At 61.0% G+C, this 21714-nt stretch carries 19 protein-coding genes; 14 read left to right on the top strand and 5 right to left on the bottom strand.

Annotated elements, in window-relative coordinates; all coding sequences use genetic code 11:
- The first annotated feature begins 34 nt into the window (after positions 1-34).
- Positions 35-955 carry a zinc ABC transporter substrate-binding protein ZnuA gene (locus tag AC1RME_RS03470; protein WP_096822427.1) on the top strand — a complete coding sequence of 307 codons (921 nt, stop codon included), beginning with the start codon at positions 35-37 and terminating at the stop codon, positions 953-955.
- Positions 956-997: 42 nt separating this feature from the next.
- Here the strand turns inward: AC1RME_RS03470 and AC1RME_RS03465 are convergent, their stop codons facing one another.
- Positions 998-1951 (bottom strand): homoserine kinase, encoded by a 954-nt coding sequence (locus tag AC1RME_RS03465; RefSeq protein ID WP_096822426.1) that lies wholly within the window; start codon positions 1949-1951, stop codon positions 998-1000.
- Positions 1952-2011: 60 nt separating this feature from the next.
- A complete protein-coding gene (locus tag AC1RME_RS03460) occupies positions 2012-2302 on the bottom strand; it encodes a DUF2782 domain-containing protein (protein WP_096822425.1) in 291 nt (96 codons plus the stop codon).
- Between the two features lie 74 nt (positions 2303-2376).
- Here AC1RME_RS03460 and polA point away from each other — a divergent pair, with 74 nt between their 5' ends.
- Complete coding sequence (gene polA, locus AC1RME_RS03455; protein ID WP_096822424.1) at positions 2377-5181, top strand: DNA polymerase I; 2805 nt, start codon at positions 2377-2379, stop codon at positions 5179-5181.
- A gap of 412 nt (positions 5182-5593) precedes the next feature.
- Here the strand turns inward: polA and yihA are convergent, their stop codons facing one another.
- Positions 5594-6238 (bottom strand): ribosome biogenesis GTP-binding protein YihA/YsxC, encoded by a 645-nt coding sequence (yihA, locus tag AC1RME_RS03450; RefSeq protein ID WP_096822423.1) that lies wholly within the window; start codon positions 6236-6238, stop codon positions 5594-5596.
- A gap of 191 nt (positions 6239-6429) precedes the next feature.
- Between yihA and AC1RME_RS03445 the strand changes: the two genes are divergently transcribed.
- The 7 genes from AC1RME_RS03445 (at position 6430) to AC1RME_RS03415 (ending at position 13797) form a co-directional block, all read left to right on the top strand.
- A complete protein-coding gene (locus tag AC1RME_RS03445; protein WP_085713044.1) occupies positions 6430-6735 on the top strand; it encodes a c-type cytochrome in 306 nt (101 codons plus the stop codon).
- A gap of 32 nt (positions 6736-6767) precedes the next feature.
- Entirely contained in the window at positions 6768-7385 is a 618-nt protein-coding gene (locus tag AC1RME_RS03440; RefSeq protein WP_096822422.1) for a c-type cytochrome, read from the top strand.
- A 208-nt stretch (positions 7386-7593) separates the two neighbouring features.
- Positions 7594-8235, top strand: coding sequence for a thiol:disulfide interchange protein DsbA/DsbL (locus AC1RME_RS03435; protein WP_096822420.1), 642 nt, complete (start codon positions 7594-7596; stop codon positions 8233-8235).
- 14 nt (positions 8236-8249) lie between these two features.
- Positions 8250-9128: an endonuclease/exonuclease/phosphatase family protein gene (locus AC1RME_RS03430; RefSeq protein WP_096822419.1), complete on the top strand. Its 879-nt coding sequence runs from the start codon at positions 8250-8252 to the stop codon at positions 9126-9128.
- On the top strand, positions 9125-11233 hold the full coding sequence (locus AC1RME_RS03425) for a diguanylate cyclase (protein WP_493090469.1): 2109 nt from the start codon (positions 9125-9127) through the stop codon (positions 11231-11233). Before AC1RME_RS03430 ends, AC1RME_RS03425 begins: the two co-directional genes overlap by 4 nt.
- Before the next feature lie 95 nt (positions 11234-11328).
- Positions 11329-12108, top strand: coding sequence for an N-acetylmuramoyl-L-alanine amidase (locus AC1RME_RS03420; RefSeq protein WP_096822417.1), 780 nt, complete (start codon positions 11329-11331; stop codon positions 12106-12108).
- Between the two features lie 72 nt (positions 12109-12180).
- The gene (locus AC1RME_RS03415) at positions 12181-13797 is read left to right on the top strand and encodes an EAL domain-containing protein (protein ID WP_096822416.1); all 1617 of its coding nucleotides are present in this window, start codon (positions 12181-12183) and stop codon (positions 13795-13797) included.
- Here AC1RME_RS03415 and AC1RME_RS03410 read toward each other — a convergent pair.
- Together AC1RME_RS03410 and algB are read right to left on the bottom strand one after the other, a co-directional pair.
- Entirely contained in the window at positions 13794-15584 is a 1791-nt protein-coding gene (locus AC1RME_RS03410; RefSeq protein ID WP_096822415.1) for a KinB sensor domain-containing domain, read from the bottom strand. The two genes, AC1RME_RS03415 and AC1RME_RS03410, sit on opposite strands and share 4 nt — an antisense overlap.
- Before the next feature lie 10 nt (positions 15585-15594).
- Positions 15595-16941, bottom strand: a complete 1347-nt coding sequence (algB, locus tag AC1RME_RS03405) for a sigma-54-dependent response regulator transcription factor AlgB (protein ID WP_096822414.1) — start codon at positions 16939-16941, stop codon at positions 15595-15597.
- A gap of 427 nt (positions 16942-17368) precedes the next feature.
- Between algB and AC1RME_RS03400 the strand changes: the two genes are divergently transcribed.
- The 5 genes from AC1RME_RS03400 to AC1RME_RS03380 all read left to right on the top strand — a co-directional run bounded on the left by AC1RME_RS03400 (position 17369) and on the right by AC1RME_RS03380 (position 21713).
- Positions 17369-17653 (top strand): hypothetical protein, encoded by a 285-nt coding sequence (locus AC1RME_RS03400; protein ID WP_096822413.1) that lies wholly within the window; start codon positions 17369-17371, stop codon positions 17651-17653.
- A gap of 67 nt (positions 17654-17720) precedes the next feature.
- On the top strand, positions 17721-17885 hold the full coding sequence (locus AC1RME_RS03395; protein WP_003177151.1) for a DUF1328 domain-containing protein: 165 nt from the start codon (positions 17721-17723) through the stop codon (positions 17883-17885).
- A gap of 2 nt (positions 17886-17887) precedes the next feature.
- Positions 17888-18352 (top strand): inhibitor of vertebrate lysozyme family protein, encoded by a 465-nt coding sequence (locus AC1RME_RS03390; RefSeq protein ID WP_096822412.1) that lies wholly within the window; start codon positions 17888-17890, stop codon positions 18350-18352.
- A gap of 697 nt (positions 18353-19049) precedes the next feature.
- The gene (gene gltP, locus AC1RME_RS03385) at positions 19050-20381 is read left to right on the top strand and encodes a glutamate/aspartate:proton symporter GltP (protein ID WP_011331769.1); all 1332 of its coding nucleotides are present in this window, start codon (positions 19050-19052) and stop codon (positions 20379-20381) included.
- Between the two features lie 102 nt (positions 20382-20483).
- Positions 20484-21713, top strand: coding sequence for a nucleoside recognition domain-containing protein (locus tag AC1RME_RS03380; RefSeq protein ID WP_007954056.1), 1230 nt, complete (start codon positions 20484-20486; stop codon positions 21711-21713).
- The last annotated feature ends 1 nt before the right edge of the window (position 21714 follow it).

Genomic DNA, 21714 nt, shown 5'->3' with positions numbered 1-21714 from the left:
ATGTTACCCGTTCTCGCCTCCTTGAGTGGTCATCGTGTCCCGACTTTTTTCTGTTTTTGTGGCATTTGTCGCCAGTTTTCTGCTGATCGGTTCGGCCCAGGCCGAAGTCAGAGTCCTCACCAGCATCAAGCCGCTGCAATTGATTGCCGCTGCGGTGCAGGACGGCGTAGCGATTCCCGAAGTGCTGCTGCCACCGGGGGCTTCGCCGCATAACTATGCGTTGCGCCCGTCCGACGTGCGCAAGGTGCAATCGGTGGACCTGCTGTACTGGATCGGCCCGGACATGGAAGGTTTCCTGCCACGCGTGCTGAATGGTCGTACGCTGCCGAGCGTCGCGGTGCAGGACCTGTCGGGCATGAAGCTGCGTCGCTTCGCCGAAGACAGCCACTCCCACGCCGAAGACGCCGACGAGCATGATCACGATCACCGCCCAGGTACTCTCGATGCGCATTTGTGGCTATCGCCGGTGAACGCGCGGGTTATTGCCGACAAGATGGCCGCCGACCTGAGCGCTGCCGACCCGGCCAATGCCGAGCGCTATCAAAGCAACGCCAAGGCGTTCGACGCGCGTCTCGATGCGCTGGATCAGCGTTTGAAGAAGCGCCTGGCCAGCGTTGAAGGCAAACCCTACTTCGTCTTCCACGAAGCCTTCGACTACTTCGAAGAGGCCTACGGCTTGAAACACACCGGTGTGTTCAGCGTTGCGGCGGAGGTGCAGCCAGGCGCCCAGCATGTCGCGGCGATGCGTGCGCGCTTGCAGGAAGTCGGCAAGACTTGCGTGTTCAGTGAGCCGCCGTTGCGCCCACGCTTGGCCGAAACCCTGGTGGCGGGCCTGCCGGTGAAGCTGGCGGAGCTGGATGCGTTGGGCGGCTACACGCCGGCAACTGCTCAGGGTTATGAGCAAGTGCTGGAGAAGCTGGGGAATGACCTGGCAGGGTGCCTGGAGTCGCTCTAATACAAAAAAACCGCAGCCTGCACAGGCTGCGGTTTTTTTCTTTTACAGGGCAAACGGCAGCGGTGTGCTGACCTGCTGACGCTGCGCCAGACGCTGCTCGAACTCCTTCGGATCGTGAATCAGCACGTCTTGCCCGGCGAACGATTCCGCCGCAATCAACCGCGACAGCCAGAACCGCACGCACGCCACTCGCAGCATGGTCGGCCACAACTCTGCTTCGGCTGCCGTGAACGGGCGCAGCGTCGCGTAGGCACCCAGGAAGGCCCGCGCACGCGGGCCGTCGATCAGGCCATCATCGTCCGAACACCAATCGTTCAAGGCAATCGCCACGTCGTAGAGCATCGGCCCGGAGCAGGCGTTGTAGAAGTCGATCAGCCCGGTCAGGTGCGTGCCTTCGAACATCGCGTTGTCGCGGAACAGGTCGGCGTGGATGTTCGCCCGCGGCAGCGCGAGAATTTTGTCTTTCTGTTGCGTGATTTCGTCCAGCGCGGTTTGCAGCAGAGCGCGCGGCGCGTCGCTCAGGTGCGAAAGAAACTGCGTGCCCTCTTCCAGCATCCAGTCCAGGCCACGATCGGTCTTGCGTTTGATCATGTTGTTGCCCTGGGTTGCCAGGTGCAGGTGCGCCTGCAAGTCACCGACCTGCGCGCAATGCTGGGCGTTGGCCTGCTTGATGTGCTTGCCGGCCAGGCGCGGCTGTAACAGCGCCGGCTTGCCTTTCAGCTCGCGCAGGGCCACGCCGTCGGTGGTGCGCAGTGCGTAAGGCACCGGCAGGTCGGCCTCGTGAAGGACGTCGAGCAGGTCGATGAAGAAAGGCATTTCCTGCACCGGGCCGCGCTCGACCAGGGTCAGGACGAACTCGCCCTTTTCCATGCTGATGAAGAAGTTGGTGTTTTCGCTGCCGGCGGCGATCCCCTGGAAATCGAGCAGACGGCCGAGCCCGTAAGGGGCGAGAAAGGTTTCCAGCTCGGGCCGAGCCAGGGGGGTGAACACAGACATGGTTAAAAACTGCTCAGTTCTGGCGCCGCCATCGCGTCGGCGCCGGTTGAAATTAAGAAACTACTTCCACTCGAAAATCTTCCACGCGGGGATCAGCATATCCGGCTGGTCCGAGCGGATGAAGTTTGCATCAGTACCGTCCGCGCGCACCAGAAAATAGGGCGGAAAACCCTTCTGGGTCACCTTGATCGCGTACAGGAATCCGTTCTGCCGGTACTCCTGGATGGTCTTGTCACCTTCGGTACGGATGGTGACCTCCGGTTCCGCTGACGGCGCATCATCCGCCGCGATCGCGGCCAGTGGCGTGGTTGCAATCAAAATGACCAGCAGCAAGCGATTTAACGTACGCATGATAACCTTGTCCCTTTGTCGTCAACGGTCCCGCTATTCTAGCGCCGGACCCGCCGAAAAGGTTGATCCTGCTCATGAGCCAAGCCCCCCTCGTCCTGGTGGACGGTTCGTCTTACCTGTACCGCGCCTTTCACGCGCTGCCACCGCTGACCACCTCCAAAGGCCTGCCGACCGGCGCGGTCAAGGGCGTGCTGAACATGCTCAAGAGCCTGCGCAAGCAGTATCCGGACAGCCCGTTCGCCGTGGTGTTCGACGCCAAGGGCGGGACATTTCGCGATGAGATGTACGCCGAATACAAGGCCAACCGCCCGAGCATGCCCGACGACATGCGCGTGCAGATCGAGCCGCTGCACCAGAGCGTGAAAGCCCTCGGCTTCCCGCTGCTGTGCGTCGAAGGCGTCGAGGCCGATGACGTGATCGGCACCCTGGCCCGCAGCAGCGCGGCCGCCAATCGTCCGGTGATCATCTCCACCGGCGACAAGGACATGGCGCAACTGGTCGACGGCCACATTACCTTGGTCAACACCATGTCCGGTAGTTCGATGGACGTGGAGGGCGTGAAGGAGAAATTCGGCGTCGCTCCGGAGCAGATCATCGATTATCTGGCCCTGATGGGCGACTCTTCCGACAACATCCCCGGCGTTCCCGGCATCGGGCCGAAAACTGCGTCCGGCCTGCTGGTCGGCGTCAACGGCGGCCTGACCGAGCTCTACGCGCAGCTCGATATCGTGCCGACCCTGCCGATCCGCGGCGCCAAGACCCTGCCGGCCAAGCTCGAAGAGCACAAGGAGATGGCCTTCCTCTCCTATCAACTGGCGACCATCAAGGTCGACGTGCCGCTGGACATCGGCCTCGACGACCTGCAAATGGGCCCGGAAGACCCGGCCCAACTGCTTGAGCTCTACACCCTGCTGGAGTTCAAGAGCTGGATCAACGATCTGGAACGCGACGCCAAGCGTCTGGAACTGAGCAGCGCCGCTGCCCCTGAGCCGGCCGCCGATCTGTTCAGCGCACCTGCGGAAGAAGCGCCGGTCGCTCCGGCTGAAGCCGCGTACGAAACCATCCTCGATCAGGCCCGTTTCGACGTCTGGCTGGAAAAACTGAAGAACGCCAAGCTGTTTGCCTTCGACACCGAAACCACCGGCGTCGACGCCCAACAGGCGCAACTGGTCGGTCTGTCCTTCGCGGTGCAGGCCAACGAAGCGGCCTACATCCCGCTGACCCACTCCTACATCGGCGTGCCGGAGCAGTTGGATCGCGACACCGTGTTGCGCGCACTCAAGCCGATTCTGGAAGACCCAAACAAGCTCAAGGTCGGCCAGCACGCCAAGTTCGACATGAACATCCTGGCCAACTGCGCCATCGGTGGCGATCAGAGCCAGGGCATCACCGTGCGCGGCATTGCCTTCGACACGATGCTTGAGTCCTACGTGCTCAACTCCACCGCCACCCGTCACGACATGGACAGCCTGGCGCAGAAGTACCTGGATCACACCACCGTGAGCTTCCAGGACATCGCCGGCAAAGGCGCCAAGCAACTGACCTTCGACCAGATCGCTCTGGAACAGGCCGGGCCCTATGCCGCCGAAGATGCCGACGTGACCCTGCGCCTGCACCAGACGCTGTTCGAAAAACTCAGCGCCATCCCGAGCCTGGCCAGCGTACTGACCGACATCGAGATCCCGCTGGTGCCAGTGCTGGCTCGCATCGAGCGCCAGGGCGCATTCGTCGATGCTGCACTGCTTGGCGTTCAGAGCATCGAGCTGGGCGACAAGATGGTCGCGCTGGAGCGTGAAGCGTTCGAAATCGCCGGTGAAGAGTTCAACCTGGGCTCGCCGAAGCAACTCGGCGTGATCCTCTACGAAAAACTCGGCCTGCCGGTGCTGAAGAAAACCGCCAAGGGCCAGCCGTCCACCGCCGAAGAAGTGCTGGCGAAACTGGCCGAAGACGATCACCGCTTGCCAAAAGTGCTGATGGAACACCGTTCCATGAGCAAGCTGAAAAGCACCTACACCGATCGCCTGCCGGAGCAGATCAACCCGCGCACCGGGCGTATCCACACCTCGTATCATCAGGCTGTGGCATCGACCGGTCGCTTGTCCTCAAGCGATCCGAACCTGCAGAACATTCCGGTGCGCACCGCTGAAGGCCGACGCATCCGTCAGGCCTTCGTTGCGCCGAAAGGCTACAAACTGCTGGCGGCGGACTACTCGCAGATCGAATTGCGGATCATGGCGCACCTGTCCCGCGACGAAGGCCTGATGAACGCCTTCCGCAACAACCTGGACGTGCACACCGCCACGGCAGCCGAAGTGTTCAAGGTCGAGCTGAACGAAGTAACGTCCGACCAGCGCCGTGGCGCCAAGGCGATCAACTTCGGTCTGATCTACGGCATGGGCGCGCAGAAGCTGGGCAAGGACATCGGCGTCGACACCAAGACCGCCAAGGCCTACATCGACACCTACTTCGCGCGCTACCCGGGCGTTCGTGAATACATGGATCGCACCCGGGCGCAGGCAGCAGATCAGGGCTACGTGGAAACGATTTTCGGCCGTCGCCTGTACCTGCCGGACATCAACTCCAACAAGCCGCAGGAACGCGCCGCTGCCGAACGCACGGCGATCAACGCGCCGATGCAGGGCACCGCAGCGGACATCATCAAGAAAGCCATGGTCGCGGTGGATAACTGGCTGAGCGCTTCGGGGCTGGACGCCAAAGTCATCCTGCAGGTGCACGACGAACTGGTACTGGAGGTTCGCGAGGACCTGGTCGATCAGGTTCGCGACGAAATTCGCGTCCACATGAGCGAAGCGGCGAAACTGGACGTGCCGTTACTGGTGGAAGTCGGGGTTGGCAACAACTGGGACGAGGCGCACTGAGGCCTCTGGGACGGGGTTTTGCCGCGACATGACGTCGCGGCAAAGGCATCGAATGACGCTTAGTTCTGATCGCTCTTGAGCTTATTCCAAAGTTTTTTGAAAAGAATCTGAACTAATCTTGCGACAGGCCACTCAGAGTTACTGAATGGCTGGTGAAGCCCTTCGATGCTCCTATGTTGTGTTAAGTGTTGGCAGATATCTGAACCCCGCCCTAGCGGTTCGGAACTTGAACCCCGGAACTTCTCCCTCCCCATATGAAGTCCGGGGCTTTTTTTTGCCTCAAAACTGCCTGTGGCGCCGCCAGACTGCGTTAAAAGCATCGCTAAAAATGCTCATTTAGGTCCCCTAAACTCCGCTTTTTAGCGATGCTTTTGCCTTGCCTGACAACACCACAGACAGTTTTGAAATCCCCTTACTCTGCCGCCGCTTCTGCGCCTTTGTCTGCCAGCTCCATCCAGCCCGCCAACACAGTGTAGGCCTCTTCCAGGCCCATGCGTTTTGGTGCGGAGAACAGCTGGATCGTCACCAGATCGCCCCACCCCTTACGAATTTCCGACTGCACCTTGAGCAGCGTGTTCTTGGCTGCGCCGTAGGTCAGTTTGTCTGCCTTGGTCAGCAGAATGTGCATCGGCATGCCGGCCGCAACGGCCCAGTCGAGCATCAGCAGGTCGAAGTCGGTCATTGGATGACGGATGTCCATCATCAGAATCAAACCCTTCAAACTCTCGCGACCACCGAGGTAAGCCTCGAGGTGACGCTGCCAGTGTTGCTTGAGCGGGATCGGTACTTTTGCATAACCGTAGCCCGGCAGGTCGACCAGACGCCGTTCATCGTCTAGCTTGAAGAAGTTCAACAGCTGTGTGCGACCCGGGGTTTTCGAGGTGCGCGCCAGGCTGGCGTGAGTCAGTGTGTTCAGCGCGCTGGATTTACCGGCGTTGGAACGACCGGCGAACGCCACTTCGAAGCCTTCGTCGTCGGGGCACTGATCGACTTTGGCGGCACTGAGCATGAACGTGGACTGTTGGCACAGGCCGAGGATGGGATTCTTGAGTTGCATGGGATTTCCGATGTGGGCGGCGCCGGGATTGGGCGCGGAACGCGGTGTCGCTTCCGTTTCAGTGACGCCAGTATATAATGCCGCAGATTTTGTGTGTGCTTTGTCCCAGCGAAGGATGAAGTTCACGAGAGCGACAGACCTTGATTGCGCATTAGAACGCAGAACGCTCTCAACCCTGAAAAGGTCGTTTTATGACGAAATGGCTGCTGGCTGCCGGAGTCTTGATGCCGCTTTACAGCGCACAGGCTACACAGGATCCGGAAGCAGTGTACAACCGTGTTTGTGGTGCCTGTCATTCCGGCCAACTCCCCATGGCGCCCAGAAGAGGCGATCAGGAAGCTTGGACGCCGAGGTTGGCGAAAGGTATGGAGACGCTGGTGCAACACGTGACCCAGGGTTTCAAGGCGATGCCGCCGCGTGGTTTGTGCATGGACTGCAGTGCCGAGGATTACCAGGCCATCATCCTCTGGATGAGCGGAAGTAAACCCGGTCCATAACTCTTAACCCTTAGCCGTAGTTGGATTAGCTGATGAACAAATTGATCGTGAGTCTGCTGTTGACCGTGGGAATCTCAGGCTTCGCCCATGCTGCCGGTGATGCCGCCGCAGGCCAGGCGAAAGCCGCCGTTTGCGGGGCCTGCCATGGCCCGGATGGCAACAGCATGGCGCCAAACTTTCCAAAACTGGCCGGACAGGGTGAACGCTACCTGACCAAGCAGTTGCACGACATCAAGTCGGGCAAGCGCACCGTTCTGGAAATGACCGGGCTGCTGACCAACCTGAGCGATCAGGACCTGTCCGACATCGCCGCCTACTTCGCCAGCCAGAAAGGCAGCGTCGGCGCCGCCGATCCGAAGATCGTCGCTCGCGGTGAAGCCCTGTTCCGTGGCGGCAACCTGGAAAAAGGCCTGCCAGCCTGCACCGGATGCCACTCGCCAAACGGCGCCGGCAACGCAGCCGCCGGTTTCCCGCACCTGGGTGGCCAACACGCTCAATACATCGCCAAGCAACTGACCGATTTCCGTAAGGAAGATCCTGCCGTCGGCCGCAGCAACGACGGTGATGCCATGACCATGCGCACCATCGCTCGCAAGCTGAGCGACGAGGACATCGCGGCGGTCTCCAGCTACATTCAAGGCCTGCACTAAGGTCACTGCGATGGTGATTCGAGCGTTGCGTGCGAAGGACAACTCCCGCCACGTTAACGCTCGATTAATCCGTTGCATGAAGTATAAAAAGGGTGGCTTTGGCCGCCCTTTTTTGTGGCCGCTGCCGTTACACTACAGAACTCATGCCCGCCAGGATCTGTCTGAAAACAGGTCGCGCGAGGCGACCCAATTTGCCCAGGAGTAAAGCATGCGTAATCTGATCATCAGCGCCGCCCTCGTCGCTGCCAGCCTGTTCGGCGTGACGGCCCAGGCCGCCGAAGCACCTGCCGCCCCGTACGTCGAACTGAGCAACCCGGTACCGGTTGCCGTGCCTGGCAAGATCGAAGTGGTGGAACTGTTCTGGTACGGCTGCCCGCACTGCTACGCCTTCGAACCCGTGATCAATCCGTGGGTTGAAAAACTGCCTTCAGACGTCAACTTCGTACGCATTCCTGCCATGTTCGGCGGCCCGTGGGACGCTCACGGTCAAATGTTCCTGACCCTGGAAGCCATGGGCGTCGAGCACAGCGTTCACGCTGCCGTCTTCAACGCGATCCAGAAAGAACACAAGAAGCTGACCGACAAGAACGATATGGCCGACTTCCTCGCCACCCAAGGCGTAGACAAGGACAAGTTCCTGGCCACCTTCGACTCCTTCGCCATCAAGGGCCAGATCATCAAGGCTCGCGAACTGGCCAAGAAGTATGAAATCTCCGGCGTTCCAACCATGATCGTCAACGGCAAATACCGTTTCGACATCGGCTCCGCCGGCGGCGCCGAAGAAGCTCTGAAGCTGGCTGACCAACTGGTCGCCAAAGAGCGAGCGACCAACAAGGCAGCCGCCAACTAAGCGCGGCAATCGCCATGCGCCGCTGGGGAGCCGAACGTCTCGTTGGCCTGCATGATCCGCAGGTCAACGAGCATCACCTGGAGTCCACGGGCCTGCCCGCAGACAGCCGTTTGCGCCTGCTCAGCTTCAACATCCAGGTCGGCATCAGCACCGAGCGTTATCGGCACTACCTGACCCGCAGCTGGCAGCATCTGCTGCCGCACCCCGGACGCTCCGGCAATCTGCAAAAGATCGGCAATCTGCTCGGCGACTTCGACCTGGTCGCCCTGCAGGAAGCCGATGGCGGTAGCCTGCGTTCAGGCTACGTCAATCAGGTCGAACACCTGGCCCATCTCGGCGCCTTCCCCTACTGGTATCAACAACTCAATCGCAACCTCGGCCGACTGGCCCAGCACAGCAACGGTGTGCTCAGTCGTCTGCGCCCGTGGGCGATCGAAGACCACCCGCTGCCGGGGCCGAAAGGTCGCGGGGCGATTCTGGTACGTTTCGGCGAAGGTCCCGAGGCGCTGGTGGTGGTGATGATGCACCTGGCGCTCGGCGCCCGGGTACGCACGATGCAACTGGCCTACATTCGCGAGCTGATCGGCGGCTACAAGCATCAGGTCCTGATGGGTGACATGAACACCCACGCCAGCGACCTGCTCCAGCACTCGCCCTTGCGCGACCTCGGCCTGCTGGCCCCGCAACTCGAAGCGACGTTCCCCAGCTGGCGCCCGCAGCGCTGCCTGGACCATATTCTGCTCAGCCCGACCCTGACCCTGGAAAAGGTCGAAGTGCTGGCGCAACCGATTTCCGATCACCTGCCCGTCGCGGTAGAGATTCGTCTGCCGGGTTCGCTCACGGCCGATGCATTGCCCGCGTTGAGTCCTGCCCCTCGCGGAACGCCTGAATGAGCGACGAAGCCCAGCGCTGGAAAGAGAAATACCTCAAAAGCATCGAACAACAGGAAAAGCTCGAACGTCGATGGGACGCCCGGCTCGACCTGCTGCGCCGCGGCCTGGTGCGCAGCACGCTGGCGGCGGAAGGCACCGACCGCGTCGTCGATCAATGCATGAAAGAAATGCGCGACGTGGTGCGCACCGACGACATGGACGCCGGCCTCGCCGCCCTGTTGCCGCGCCTTGAAAAAGCCGTGCTCGACTCCGAGCAACGCCGTGAAACCCGGATCAATCAAGTCAGCACGGCCCTGAATTCGCTGGTGACTCAACTGCAATCGCTGCCCCTGCCCCGGGAAGTCGCCCAGCCACTGAAGAAGTTCGCCAAGCAGCTGGATGGCCGGGTCAGTCAGGCGCGGGAAATGCCGCTGCTGCTCAGTGAACTCAGCGGCTTGCAGGGCAAGGCCCTGAGCCAACTGGAGACCCCGGCGGAACCGGGACGTCCGGGGCTGTTGCAGCGCCTGTTCGGCAGCCGCGACAGCGAGGAAGCGCCCGCACCGGTGGCTCAGCCTGCCGTGGCTTCTCCAGCCGCTCAGCCGGAGCAACCACCCGCTGCACCTGAAAGCACGCCAGTGCCGGAAGCGCCTGTCGCAATCGTCGAACCGGCAGCCATTGCGACCGTCATCGAAACACCGGTCACCGCACCTCTGGTCGCGCCACTGCAAGCTTCAGCACAAGCACCAGCACCAATATCAACACCCGAGCCTGTTGCAGAGCCGGAAGTGGTTGCCTTCGAGCCTGCCCGGATCCTCACAGAAGTCGTTCCGGCTCCCAGCGAACCGGAACCCGCCGAGCCAGAACCCGAGCCGCAAGCCTTCACGCCACCTCCGGTCTTCGCGCCAGCAATACCGGCGGCCTTCAACCCCGACGAACTGATCCACCCCGGTGACAACTCGCCCCCGGTCATCCTCGACAGTCTGCCCTTGCCCGAGCCAATCGCGCAGGCATTGGCGGCCATCGATCCGGAGCAGTCCGAGCAGGACATTCTCTACGCGTTACCGGACTCGCCCGAACCGTCCTACAGCTCGGTGGCCAAACACATCGAAGACACGCTGATCGGCCTGCTGGACGATCTGACCTTGCCGGAACGCCATCGCCCGCAAGCCGAGGCCATGCGCGATCGGCTGAAACATGGGCTCAATTGGTACGAGTTGCTACCGATCCTCGACGATCTGGCGACCTTGATGCTGGCCATCACCGACAGCGGTCAGCACGAGTTCGAAGCCTATCTGCAACAACTCAACGAACGCCTCGAAGCGTTCCAGAGCAACCTGCAGGCCGCCAGCGAAGGTCACGCCGACAACAGCTCCGCGGCGCGGGCGATGGACACGCAGATCCGTGAACAGGTCGATGGCCTGCAGAACAGCGTGCAGGAAGCGGCGGATCTGAACGACCTCAAGCAGGTACTGGAAAACCATCTCGAAGGCTTGCTCGGCACGATGGACCAGCACCAGAAACAACGTGACGCCCGTGAGCAGGAAGTGGCCGGACGCCTGAAAAGCCTGGCCGAGCGCGTGGCGCACATGGAACAGGAAGCCCTTGGCTACCGCGAACACCTTGAAGAGCAGCGCCAGAAAGCCCTGATCGATCCGCTCACCGGCCTGCCCAACCGCGCCGCCTGGAGCGAGCGACTCGACCACGAAATCGCCCAATGGCAGCAGCATGGCAACACCTTGAGCCTGGCGATGCTCGACCTCGATCACTTCAAACGGATCAACGACAACTACGGGCATCTGGCCGGCGACAAGGTGTTGAAGATCATCGCCACGGTGCTGCGCAAGCGCCTGCGCGGCAGCGATTTCATTGCGCGCTTCGGCGGTGAGGAATTTGTCCTGCTGCTACCGGCAACCCCGCCGGCCGTCGGCGCCAAACTGCTGGAAACCCTGCGCGCCTCCATCGAGGCCTGCCCGTTCCACTTCAAGGGTGAGCGAGTCACGATCACTATTTCCATGGGGCTGGCGGCGTTCAGGCCGGGAGAACACAGCGATCTGGTGCTCAAAAGAGCCGATCAGGCGTTGTACCGGGCCAAAAACGCAGGCCGCAACCGGGTGGAGCTGGGCTGAAGACAATTGTTCCATTTCATTTAAATCAGCCCTTTTGCCGTTCGCACGCAAGTCAGTACGTTACACTGTTGCATTATCGACTTGCGTGTACTGCCATGAAATTCCTTGCTCTCATCGCGTCGCTGCTCGTTCTGGCCGGTTGTGCCAGCGGCCCGCGCTACGACACCAGCCATCCTTCTGCCAATCACGACAGCCGCGCGCAGTTCGTGATCGTGCATTACACCTCCGCCTCCCTTGAGCGTTCGCTGCAACTGCTGACCCACGGTGAAGTCAGCAGCCACTACCTGATCGGCGACGACAAGAACGGCACGATCTACAAGCTGATGGACGAAAACCTGCGCGCCTGGCATGCCGGCGAAAGCGAATGGCAAGGCCGTACCTGGCTCAACTCAAGCTCCATCGGCATCGAAATCGTCAACCCGGGCTTCAAGGACACTCCGACCGGGCGTGTGTGGTATCCGTACAGTGAAGCCCAGGTGCAGTCGCTGATCGTGCTGCTCAAGGACATCAGCAAACGCAACGGCATCAGCCCGGACCACATCATCGGCCACAGCGATATCGCACCGTTGCGCAAGCTTGATCCGGGCCCGTTGTTCCCGTGGAAGCGCCTGGCCGCCGAAGGTCTTGGCTTGTGGCCCGATGAACACGCCGTAGCCCGCCAGCAAGTAAGGTTCGACGTCGAGTTACCGAGCATCAGTTGGTTCCAGGCGCAACTGGCACGCCTGGGCTACGCAACGCCGCAGAACGGTGAGCTGGACGTGGCGACCCGCCATGTACTCGCAGCCTTCCAGATGCACTTCCGCCCTTCCCGCTTTGACGGTACTCCGGATGCGCAAACGGCAGCCTTGCTGCTGGTGCTGAATCAGACAAAATAATGACGCCCGCCCGACGGTCAGGGCGAAAGTGCAATCAGCAGCTATAACTCATTGGTAATTCTTCGGATATCCATGATGGTTGCTACCCGAGAGACGCTGCGTAGCTGGTTTTATCGCCCCTGGTTTCTGGCGATGCTGGCGGCTGTCCTCAGTGCGAGTCTGCTGATCACCGGCGGGTTGTTCGTGGCCGTGCATCAGGTCGAACAAAGCGAAAGCCAGGAAATGAACGCCCAGGGCGAGCGCTTCCTGGCCCGACTGGAACAGTTGTTCGGCCAGTTGCGTGAAAGCCTCGACGACCTCGAGGCCCAGCCCCTGCGCAGCTGCGACGACGAGATGATCGCCACGCTGCAGCAAGTGACCTTCAACTATCGCTTCGTCTATGAAGCCGCCTACATGGACGCCTCGCGGATCTGCTCCAACCGCCCGCGTCAGGAAGGCCTGTCGGTCGTGCGCCCGCCCGACATCAAGGGCCCGACCTACAGCTACTGGCTGAACACCACCACCGAACCCGATGAAAATCGCGCGGCGCTGATGCTCGGGCGCGGCAACTTTCGCGTGGCCACCTCACGCGGGCACCTGACCGACATGGTCGATCTGTCCCCCGGCAGCAGCCTGCTGGTGGTGCTGGACCATGGCAGCCGGGCGATTCCCGTGCTCGGCGTGCCACAGACATGGCCGCCCACCGAGCCATGGCCTCCAAAGAGTCTGGACGCCCTGCAAGTCACCCAGAGCCATCTGATCTATCGCATGCCCACCGATAACCCGGAATACCAGTTGGTGCTGATTACCCCGCGCACCGGCATGCACATCCCCGAGCTTTGGTGGTGGATGGTGCCGGTCTGTCTGCTGCTGGGCGTGCTGGTCGGGCTCACGGTGTTCTGGCTGGTGCGTCAGCATCAATCACTGGATGCCGAACTGCACGGCGCGATCCGCCGCGGCGAATTGCAGGTGCTGTATCAACCGATCTTCGACCTCGACAGCCGCAACTGCGTCGGCGCCGAAGCCTTGCTGCGCTGGCGCCGGCCGGACGGCACGCTGACCAGTCCCGACCTGTTTATCCCGATGGCGGAAAACACCGGGCAGATCCGCCAGATGACCGACTTCGTCCTCCAGCGCCTGCTGGAACAACTGGGCCAATTACTGCGGGCCAATCCGCAGCTGTACATCTCGGTGAACCTGGCGGCGTGCGACGTGATGGTGCCGCGTATCGGCCAGGTCATGGCGCGGCTGTTGACCCTGCACCGGGTGGCGGCACGGCAGATCGCGTTTGAAGTGACCGAGCGCGGCCTGATCGATGTGGTGGTGGCCCGGGAAAACCTGCAAGCGCTGCGCGATGTCGGCCACCAAGTGCTGATCGACGATTTCGGCACCGGCTATTGCAGCCTCGCCTACCTGCAAACCCTGCCGGTGGATTGCCTGAAAATCGACAAGGCGTTCATCGACGCGCTCGGCCATGACGCCGCCAGCAGCGGTGTTGCACCGCACATCATTCACATGGCCCAGGCACTGGATCTGAAAGTGATTGCCGAAGGTATCGAATATGAATCCCAGGCGGCGCTGCTCAGCAGCGAAGGCGTGAAGTTCGGCCAGGGCTGGTTGTTCGCCCACGCCTTGAGCGCCGTGCAATTCATCGAGCTGATCACCCGTGGACGGCGCCTCGCCGGCCGCCGGATGGACGACGAAGCCTAGACCGCCAGCGCCATGTAGAACTGCGTGCCCTGCCCCGGTCGCGAATAGACACCCATCCGCCCGCCGTGCAACTGGACGATTTCCTTGCACAGCGCCAGCCCGAGCCCGGCCCCGCCCTTCTTGCGCCCGACCTGAACGAACGGTTCGAAGATCCGCCCTTGCTGGCCGTAGGCAATACCTTCGCCATTGTCCTCGACGCTGATGATCACCCGCTCGCCATGCCGGCGCGCCTGCAAACGGATCAGCCCGTCGCGGGCGGTATGGCGCAAGGCATTGTCGATCAGGTTGTCCAGAACTCGATCCAGCTGGGCCTGATCGGCCTGCAAACGCGGTAACGGGCCTTGCACCTCAATGTTCAACGCAACGCCCTTCTGCGCTGCCGAGTCGGCAAAACGCGATTGCGCCTGGGCCAGCAAATCCTCGATGGAGCACGGCGCCAGCGCGAGTTTCTGCAGGCCGCTCTGATAGCGCGAAAAATTCAGCAGATCGTTGATCAGCTGCATCAAGCGCTGCATCTCTTCATTGACGGTGTCGAGCAGATCGGACTCCCGGGATTCCGCCGGAAACTTCGCCCGCTCACGAAACAGCCCGAACGCCATGTGCATCCCGGTCACCGGTGTGCGCAGTTCGTGGGAGGCGCGCAACACGAATTCGCTGCGCACCCGCTCAAAGGCCCGCTGTTCGGTGACGTCATGCAGCACCATCACCGCGCCGAGGATATGCCCCTGGGTGTGGCTGACCGGGGTCAGGCTGTAGGTCAGCAGTCGCGACTCGCCATCGACTTCGATGCTCAAATCTTCCGGCGCGCGCTCAAGAGTCCCTCCGCGCAGCACCAGTTGCAGCTGCGCATCCAGTTCCGGGCGCTGAAGCGCAGTGCCCAGGCCCTCGCCAAACCGGTCGCTGTCCCAGCCCAGTTGCCGCTGGGCCACCGGGTTCAAGTGTTCCAGATGCCCCTGGCGGTCGATCATCAACAAGCCGTCATCGATGCTGTCGAGCACGGCCTGCAAGCGTTGCTGGCCGGCCAGCAGTTCATCGACATTGGTCGCCTGATGCTCGCGTAGCGCTTCGGCCATCAGCCCGAAACGCCGGGTCAGCAGGTTGATTTCCATGGCCGAGGACACCGGCAAGGTCACTTCGAAATTGCCCTGGCCGATGTTGTCCGCTGCTTTCGCCAGTGCCTCGATCGGTGCACCGAACCGGCGAGCAATTCCTTGAGCGGTGATGAAGCCGATGATCAACACCGCCAGCCCCACCAGCCCGAGCAGACCGGCGATCAGCAGCGCCCGGTCGCGGGCGGCGTGTTGCACGGCGTTGATGTTATCCAGTGCGTGCTTGTGCTCGGCGATCAGACCGTTGCGCAGGGTGTTGAAGCGCTCGCGCAAGTCGCCACCGCCACTCAGGGCCGCGCCTGGATTGCGGGACACGTCGAACGCCTGAAGAAAGCTCAGGTAATCGGCCTTGGCCTGACTGAATCCGTATTGACGGTCGTCGTCTTTCTGCTCCTGGGCGATACCCTCGTCGAGCAGCTCGAAGTAATGCTGTTTCGACGCTTCGAAGGCGGCTGGATCGGGCTTCTCGGCGAGCATCATGATCAACTGGTCGCCCAGGGTCTGGCGCAGCTTGAGCCCCAGATCGAGGGTGACGAAGTTGTTGCGGATCAACGCCTCCTGAGTTCCGGCCATTTGCATCACGCTGACCAGCCCGAGCATCAGCCCGAGCAAGGCCACGGTGATCAGCGCGGAAATGCTCAGGAACAAGCGGGTCCGCAACTTCATCGCCAGTTTCATCGGCGCACGCTCACAAGTTGTACTGCTTGCGCTTGCGATACAGGGTCGAGGCGTCGATCCCCAGGGTCTTGGCCGCCTGGTCGAGGGTGCCGGCGGTCGCCAGTACCGCGCCGATGTGAGCCTTCTCCAATTCGTCGAGGCTCAGGGCCGCGCCGACCCGGGGCGCATTGTTGGCCGGTTGCTCGGCCATGCCGAGGTGGCTGATTTCCACGCGCTCCTGCGGGCAGATGATGCTCGCCCGCTCGACCACGTTGCGCAGCTCGCGAATGTTGCCGGGCCAGCGGTAACCCAGCAGCGCTTCCCGCGCCTCGTCACTGAAACCCCGGGCCGGCCGCGCGTATTCCTTCACGAAGCGAGCAAGGAATCGGTCAGCCAGAGTCAGAATGTCTTCAGCGCGTTCGCGCAGCGGCGGCAGATGCAGGGTGATGACGTTCAGACGATAAAGCAGGTCTTCACGGAAACGTCCGTCGCGCACCATGTCCTCAAGATTGAGGTTGGTGGCCGCAAGGATGCGCACATCGGCGCGCCGAGTGACCGGATCCCCTACCCGCTCGTATTCCTTGTCCTGGATGAATCGCAGCAACTTTGGCTGCAAGGTCAGTGGAAAATCGCCGATCTCGTCGAGAAACAGTGTTCCGCCGTCTGCCTGGTTGACCCGGCCCAACGTACTTTCACTGGCCCCGGTGAACGCGCCGCGACTGTGACCGAACAGCTCGCTTTCCATCAGTTCGGCGGTCAGCGACGGGCAATTGATGGTGACGCAGGACTTCTTCTCGCGCTTGCTCCAGCCGTGAATCGCCCGGGCCAGTTCACCTTTACCGGTGCCGGACTCGCCGAGGATCAGGATATTGGCGTCGGTGCTCGCCACTTGCCGTGCGGTTTCCAGTACGACTTTCATTGCCGGGCTGTGGGAATCGAGACCGTCCCTGGGTTTGCGGATCTCGCCTTCGAGGGCTTCCAGACGCGCCGAGAGCTGACGTACTTCGAGCTGCTTGGCAGTGGCCAGACGCAATTGGTCAGGGCTGCACGGCTTGACCAGATAGTCGGCCGCGCCCGCCTGAATCGCGTCCACCGCCGTGTCGACGGCCGAATGAGCGGTGACGATCACCACCCGCATCCACGGCGCCTGAATGCGCATCTGCGCCAGCACGTCGAGGCCGTTGTCTTCGCCCAGACGCAGATCGAGGAAGCACAGATCGAACACCTGACGCTGCAACAGCGCGTCAGCCTGGGCCGCGCTGTTGGCGGTGGCGACGGTATAACCTTCGTCTTCGAGGCAATAACGGAAGGTTCGCAGGATGGCGGATTCATCGTCCACCAGCAGAATGCGGCCTTGGTGCTCAGTGGCTGATTCCATTTTTCCTACGCTCCATAAGTGAATGTCTTGGTTTAGTCCCAGAAAAATCGGGCAAGTTGCATGGTTGATTCTGATCGATTCCAGTCATAGCAGGGTAGCTCTCTCCTGCCATCACAGCTAATCCACTGAATTTGTTGAATTTTTAAGCAATCAGCGTTTTTCATGCATTTGCCTGCGTCCTTTTCTGACATCCGCACCCTGCTCTCAATTCAAAAAGAATGATTTCTCCTACCAAACAATCGTGCATTACGCACGACCGTGGCGGAGCCATCGTGCAGGATGCGTCGTCAGGATTTTTCTACGCATCTTTAACTATTTGATTTTATTGATTTTTTTCAAACAAAAAAGCTGGCATGCAGGCTGCAATACCTCTCTCAGCCCGGGCAGATATGCACTGCCCTAACCGAATAAGAGTGAGGAACCCAGGATGACTCGCCAACGTGCCGCCCAAATGCGTATCTCGCCCCTGCATCTACAGCAGGGCCTGTTTGGCGCACTTGCGCTGTTGATCACCCTGATCGCCTGCCAGCAATACCTGCGCTGGGAACAGAGTCAGCAAGCTGAGCCATTGATTTCGATGCAGCACGCGACACAAACGCACTTCAGCGCCGTCAGCAGCAGCCAGGCGGATAACGGCGCGATGCGGATGATGGATGTCGACCAGCCACAACCCCTGGGCGACATGCCACGCGAAGAACGCTGGGTTTTCTGATCAACGAATCTGGGCGCCCCCGCGCCGAGACCGGCAACACCCCTAAATAGAAACAAGGAGAATCACCATGTTGAGCTGGGCAATCACATTCCTGATCATTGCCATCATCGCTGCAGTACTGGGCTTCGGTGGTATCGCGGGCACCGCCACGGGTATCGCCAAGATTCTCTTTGTCGTATTCCTGGTGATGTTCATCGCCTCGTTCTTCTTTGGCCGTCGCGGCCGAGGTTGACCATGAGTGCTTTAAAGACACTGGCAGCCGCCCTGCTCCTGGGCGGCAGTGCCATGGCGATGGCGGCCAATGATGGCCAGGCACGGGTCAACGAGTTGTTGAGTTCCGACCCGCACTACAGGGAAACCTGGGAAGGCGTGGTGAAGAAGGAAGAACGCCTGCCGGAGTGGGTGATGAACCTTTCCGGTACGCCGGACCAACAGATGAATGCCGTCACTGAAGACGGCGACAAGTACCTGGTCGGGCCGCTCTGCGAATCCCAGGACAAGTGCCTCAACCACCGCTTGATCGTCGCGTTCAGCTTCGACAAGAAACACGCTTACGCCATGCTGGTCGATGTGCCCGAAGGACTGCCGGCCGACAAGTCGCCAACGCGACATGCGACCTACCGCTTCCTCGGCAAACCCGATCAGGGCATGCAGGATCTGTTGATGGAAACGCTGAAAAAAGATCCGAACTGGTATTGAACATGAGGGCAGCAACGCGCTGCCTTCCATTGCGCCCGCCCGAGGAAGGCCGGCGCATGACCAGGGGGCCGGGACGTTCTGACTGTTGCAGGGTCGGAGTGACCTACGGGTACAGGGAGTGCCTGCGATGAGGGCCGGGTCAGGGTAAAAGCTGCGACGCAAGTTCGCCAACCCGGGGTGGTTCGACGGACTTGCGCTGAGCTTTCAAAGTGACAAAACATTGATCCAGAGCGTTCTGCTCATCTTTTTATCGCTCACACTGCGCGCGAAAAGCGTTTCGCGGTGTTTCGTCGCGACCGTATATCGAGAAAGAGTCGATTGAGCCAGTCGGACTTTTAGTTTCCAAACGTAGGCTTTTTCCTAAATTTTTCGTCGAAATCACTCGTTCAAAAAATAACCAACCTACGCTGTAATGGCCGGTTCACGGCACTTATGCCTGCTGAAATGTCGTATTCGAACCGGTTGGGACGCCAGTTTCATTTAAAAAAGCTCATGCCGATTCGGCATAGGGTAGGCGTTTACGGCATTAGACGGCGCAACCTTGCATCGGAATAGTTGCGCCTTTTTTCGCCTGCCGGAGAGCCGTAAACACGCGGCCCGGGGCACCTTATACGGAGGCAGATGCACAAACTTTTCCGCTAAAGAGCGTTCCAGTTCCTGCATGTGCCTGAGTCAAACGCAAGTAAGGGTAAAGATAATGAAGAAGGCAAAGCTTAGCCTCGCCTGGCAGATCCTCATCGGTCTGGTATTGGGGATTGCAATCGGTGCGTTGCTCAACCATTTCAGTGCCGAGAAGGCCTGGTGGATCAGCAACGTCCTGCAACCGGCAGGCGATATCTTTATCCGTCTGATCAAGATGATCGTGATCCCGATCGTCATCTCTTCCCTGATCGTCGGCATCGCCGGCGTGGGCGACGCCAAGAAGCTCGGGCGCATCGGCCTGAAGACCATCATCTACTTCGAAATCGTCACCACCATCGCCATCGTCGTCGGCCTGCTGCTGGCCAACCTGTTCCATCCGGGTGCCGGCATCGACATGAGCACCCTGGGCACCGTGGACATCTCCAAGTACCAGGCGACCGCCGCCGAAGTACAGCATGAACACGCGTTCATCGAGACCATCCTCAACCTGATCCCGTCGAACATCTTCGCGGCCATGGCCCGCGGCGAAATGCTGCCGATCATCTTCTTCTCCGTGCTGTTCGGTCTCGGTCTGTCGAGCCTGCAGTCGGACCTGCGCGAGCCGCTGGTGAAGATGTTCCAGGGCGTCTCGGAAAGCATGTTCAAAGTCACCCACATGATCATGAACTACGCGCCAATTGGTGTGTTCGCTCTGATCGCGGTGACCGTGGCCAACTTCGGTTTTGCTTCGCTGCTGCCGCTGGCCAAACTGGTGATCCTGGTTTACGTCGCCATCGCCTTCTTCGCCTTCGTGATTCTGGGCCTGATCGCCAAGATGTTCGGTTTCTCGGTGATCAAGCTGATGCGCATCTTCAAGGATGAGCTAGTCCTGGCTTACTCCACCGCTTCCTCGGAAACCGTGCTGCCACGCGTGATCGAGAAGATGGAAGCCTACGGCGCACCGAAAGCCATCTGCAGCTTCGTGGTGCCGACCGGTTACTCGTTCAACCTCGACGGTTCGACCCTGTACCAGTCCATCGCGGCGATCTTCATCGCTCAGCTGTACGGCATCGACCTGTCGATCAGCCAGCAACTGCTGCTGGTCCTGACCCTGATGGTCACCTCCAAAGGTATCGCCGGCGTGCCGGGCGTGTCCTTCGTGGTACTGCTGGCCACTCTGGGCAGCGTGGGTATTCCGCTGGAAGGCCTGGCCTTCATCGCCGGTGTCGACCGAGTGATGGACATGGCGCGTACCGCCCTGAACGTGATCGGCAACGCTCTCGCCGTACTGGTTATCGCCCGTTGGGAAGGCATGTACGACGACGCCAAGGGCCAGCGCTACTGGAACTCGCTGCCGCACTGGCGCAGCAAGGAAAAACTGCCGGCCGGTGACGTTTCCAAGAACTGATCCCCGCTCGCAAGGCACCCTGACAAACCCCGGAGAAATCCGGGGTTTGTCGTTTCTGGCGACCCCGCTATCATTCGCCGCATCTTCCGGGGGATTTGACTGATGCTTAATGGCCTGTGGCTTGGCTTCTTCATCGTGGCAGCCGTTTCGGCGCTGGGGCAATGGCTGATCGGCGGCAACGCCGGGATCTTCGCGGCGATGGTGGAAAGCATTTTTGCCATGGCCAAGCTGTCGGTCGAGGTCATGGTGCTGCTGTTCGGCACCCTGACCCTGTGGCTGGGCTTCCTGCGCATCGCCGAGAAGGCCGGGATCGTCGAGTGGCTGGCCAAAGCCCTGGGCCCGCTGTTCCTGCGACTGATGCCGGAAGTACCGGCGGGGCATCCGGCCATCGGCCTGATCACCCTGAACTTTGCCGCCAACGGCCTGGGCCTGGACAACGCCGCCACGCCGATCGGCCTCAAGGCCATGAAGGCGCTGCAGGAGCTCAATCCCAGCTCGACCATCGCCAGCAACGCGCAGATCTTGTTCCTGGTGCTCAACGCTTCGTCCCTGACCCTGCTGCCGGTGACGATCTTCATGTACCGCGCCCAGCAAGGCGCGCCGGACCCGACGCTGGTGTTCCTGCCGATCCTGCTGGCCACCAGTTGCTCGACCATCGTCGGTTTCCTGTCGGTGGCGTTCATGCAGCGCCTGCGGGTCTGGGACCCGGTGGTGCTGGCTTACCTGATTCCCGGCGCGCTGATCCTCGGCGGCTTCATGGCGTTGCTGGCGACGATGTCGGCCACCGCGCTGGCGGGCCTGTCGTCGATCCTCGGCAACTTGACGCTGTTCGGTCTGATCATGCTGTTCCTGGTGATCGGCGCATTGCGCAAGGTGAAGGTTTACGAAGCGTTCGTCGAAGGTGCGAAGGAAGGTTTCGACGTCGCGAAGAACCTGCTGCCGTATCTGGTGGCGATGCTTTGTGCGATCGGCGTATTACGCGCGTCAGGCGCTCTGGACTTCGGCCTCGACGGCATTCGCCATCTGGTGGAGTGGGCAGGGTGGGACACACGGTTCGTCGATGCGCTGCCGACCGCGATGGTCAAACCGTTCTCCGGCAGCGCCGCCCGGGCGATGCTGATCGAAACGATGAAGACCTCGGGCGTGGACAGCTTCCCGGCGCTGGTGGCCGCGACAATCCAGGGCAGCACCGAGACCACCTTCTACGTGCTGGCGGTGTACTTCGGCGCGGTGGGCATTCAGCGCGCCCGGCATGCCGTCGGTTGCGCGCTGCTGGCCGAGCTGGCCGGTGTGCTCGGCGCTATCGGCGTCTGCTACTGGTTCTTCGGCTAAT

This window comes from Pseudomonas sp. GW822-FHT03F08 (assembly GCF_058801265.1).
Note: the sequence above shows the minus strand (reverse complement) of the source record. Positions and strands in the feature narration are given on the sequence as shown.

Coding starts and splice junctions, on each gene's coding strand:
- AC1RME_RS03465 (WP_096822426.1), bottom strand. CDS start 1,951: ATGTCTGTGTTCACCCCCCTGGCTCGGCCCGAGCTGGAAACCTTTCTC.
- AC1RME_RS03460 (WP_096822425.1), bottom strand. CDS start 2,302: ATGCGTACGTTAAATCGCTTGCTGCTGGTCATTTTGATTGCAACCACG.
- polA (WP_096822424.1), top strand. CDS start 2,377: ATGAGCCAAGCCCCCCTCGTCCTGGTGGACGGTTCGTCTTACCTGTAC.
- yihA (WP_096822423.1), bottom strand. CDS start 6,238: ATGCAACTCAAGAATCCCATCCTCGGCCTGTGCCAACAGTCCACGTTC.
- AC1RME_RS03445 (WP_085713044.1), top strand. CDS start 6,430: ATGACGAAATGGCTGCTGGCTGCCGGAGTCTTGATGCCGCTTTACAGC.
- AC1RME_RS03440 (WP_096822422.1), top strand. CDS start 6,768: ATGAACAAATTGATCGTGAGTCTGCTGTTGACCGTGGGAATCTCAGGC.
- AC1RME_RS03435 (WP_096822420.1), top strand. CDS start 7,594: ATGCGTAATCTGATCATCAGCGCCGCCCTCGTCGCTGCCAGCCTGTTC.
- AC1RME_RS03430 (WP_096822419.1), top strand. CDS start 8,250: ATGCGCCGCTGGGGAGCCGAACGTCTCGTTGGCCTGCATGATCCGCAG.
- AC1RME_RS03425 (WP_493090469.1), top strand. CDS start 9,125: ATGAGCGACGAAGCCCAGCGCTGGAAAGAGAAATACCTCAAAAGCATC.
- AC1RME_RS03420 (WP_096822417.1), top strand. CDS start 11,329: ATGAAATTCCTTGCTCTCATCGCGTCGCTGCTCGTTCTGGCCGGTTGT.
- AC1RME_RS03415 (WP_096822416.1), top strand. CDS start 12,181: ATGATGGTTGCTACCCGAGAGACGCTGCGTAGCTGGTTTTATCGCCCC.
- AC1RME_RS03410 (WP_096822415.1), bottom strand. CDS start 15,584: ATGAAACTGGCGATGAAGTTGCGGACCCGCTTGTTCCTGAGCATTTCC.
- algB (WP_096822414.1), bottom strand. CDS start 16,941: ATGGAATCAGCCACTGAGCACCAAGGCCGCATTCTGCTGGTGGACGAT.
- AC1RME_RS03400 (WP_096822413.1), top strand. CDS start 17,369: ATGACTCGCCAACGTGCCGCCCAAATGCGTATCTCGCCCCTGCATCTA.
- AC1RME_RS03395 (WP_003177151.1), top strand. CDS start 17,721: ATGTTGAGCTGGGCAATCACATTCCTGATCATTGCCATCATCGCTGCA.
- AC1RME_RS03390 (WP_096822412.1), top strand. CDS start 17,888: ATGAGTGCTTTAAAGACACTGGCAGCCGCCCTGCTCCTGGGCGGCAGT.
- gltP (WP_011331769.1), top strand. CDS start 19,050: ATGAAGAAGGCAAAGCTTAGCCTCGCCTGGCAGATCCTCATCGGTCTG.
- AC1RME_RS03380 (WP_007954056.1), top strand. CDS start 20,484: ATGCTTAATGGCCTGTGGCTTGGCTTCTTCATCGTGGCAGCCGTTTCG.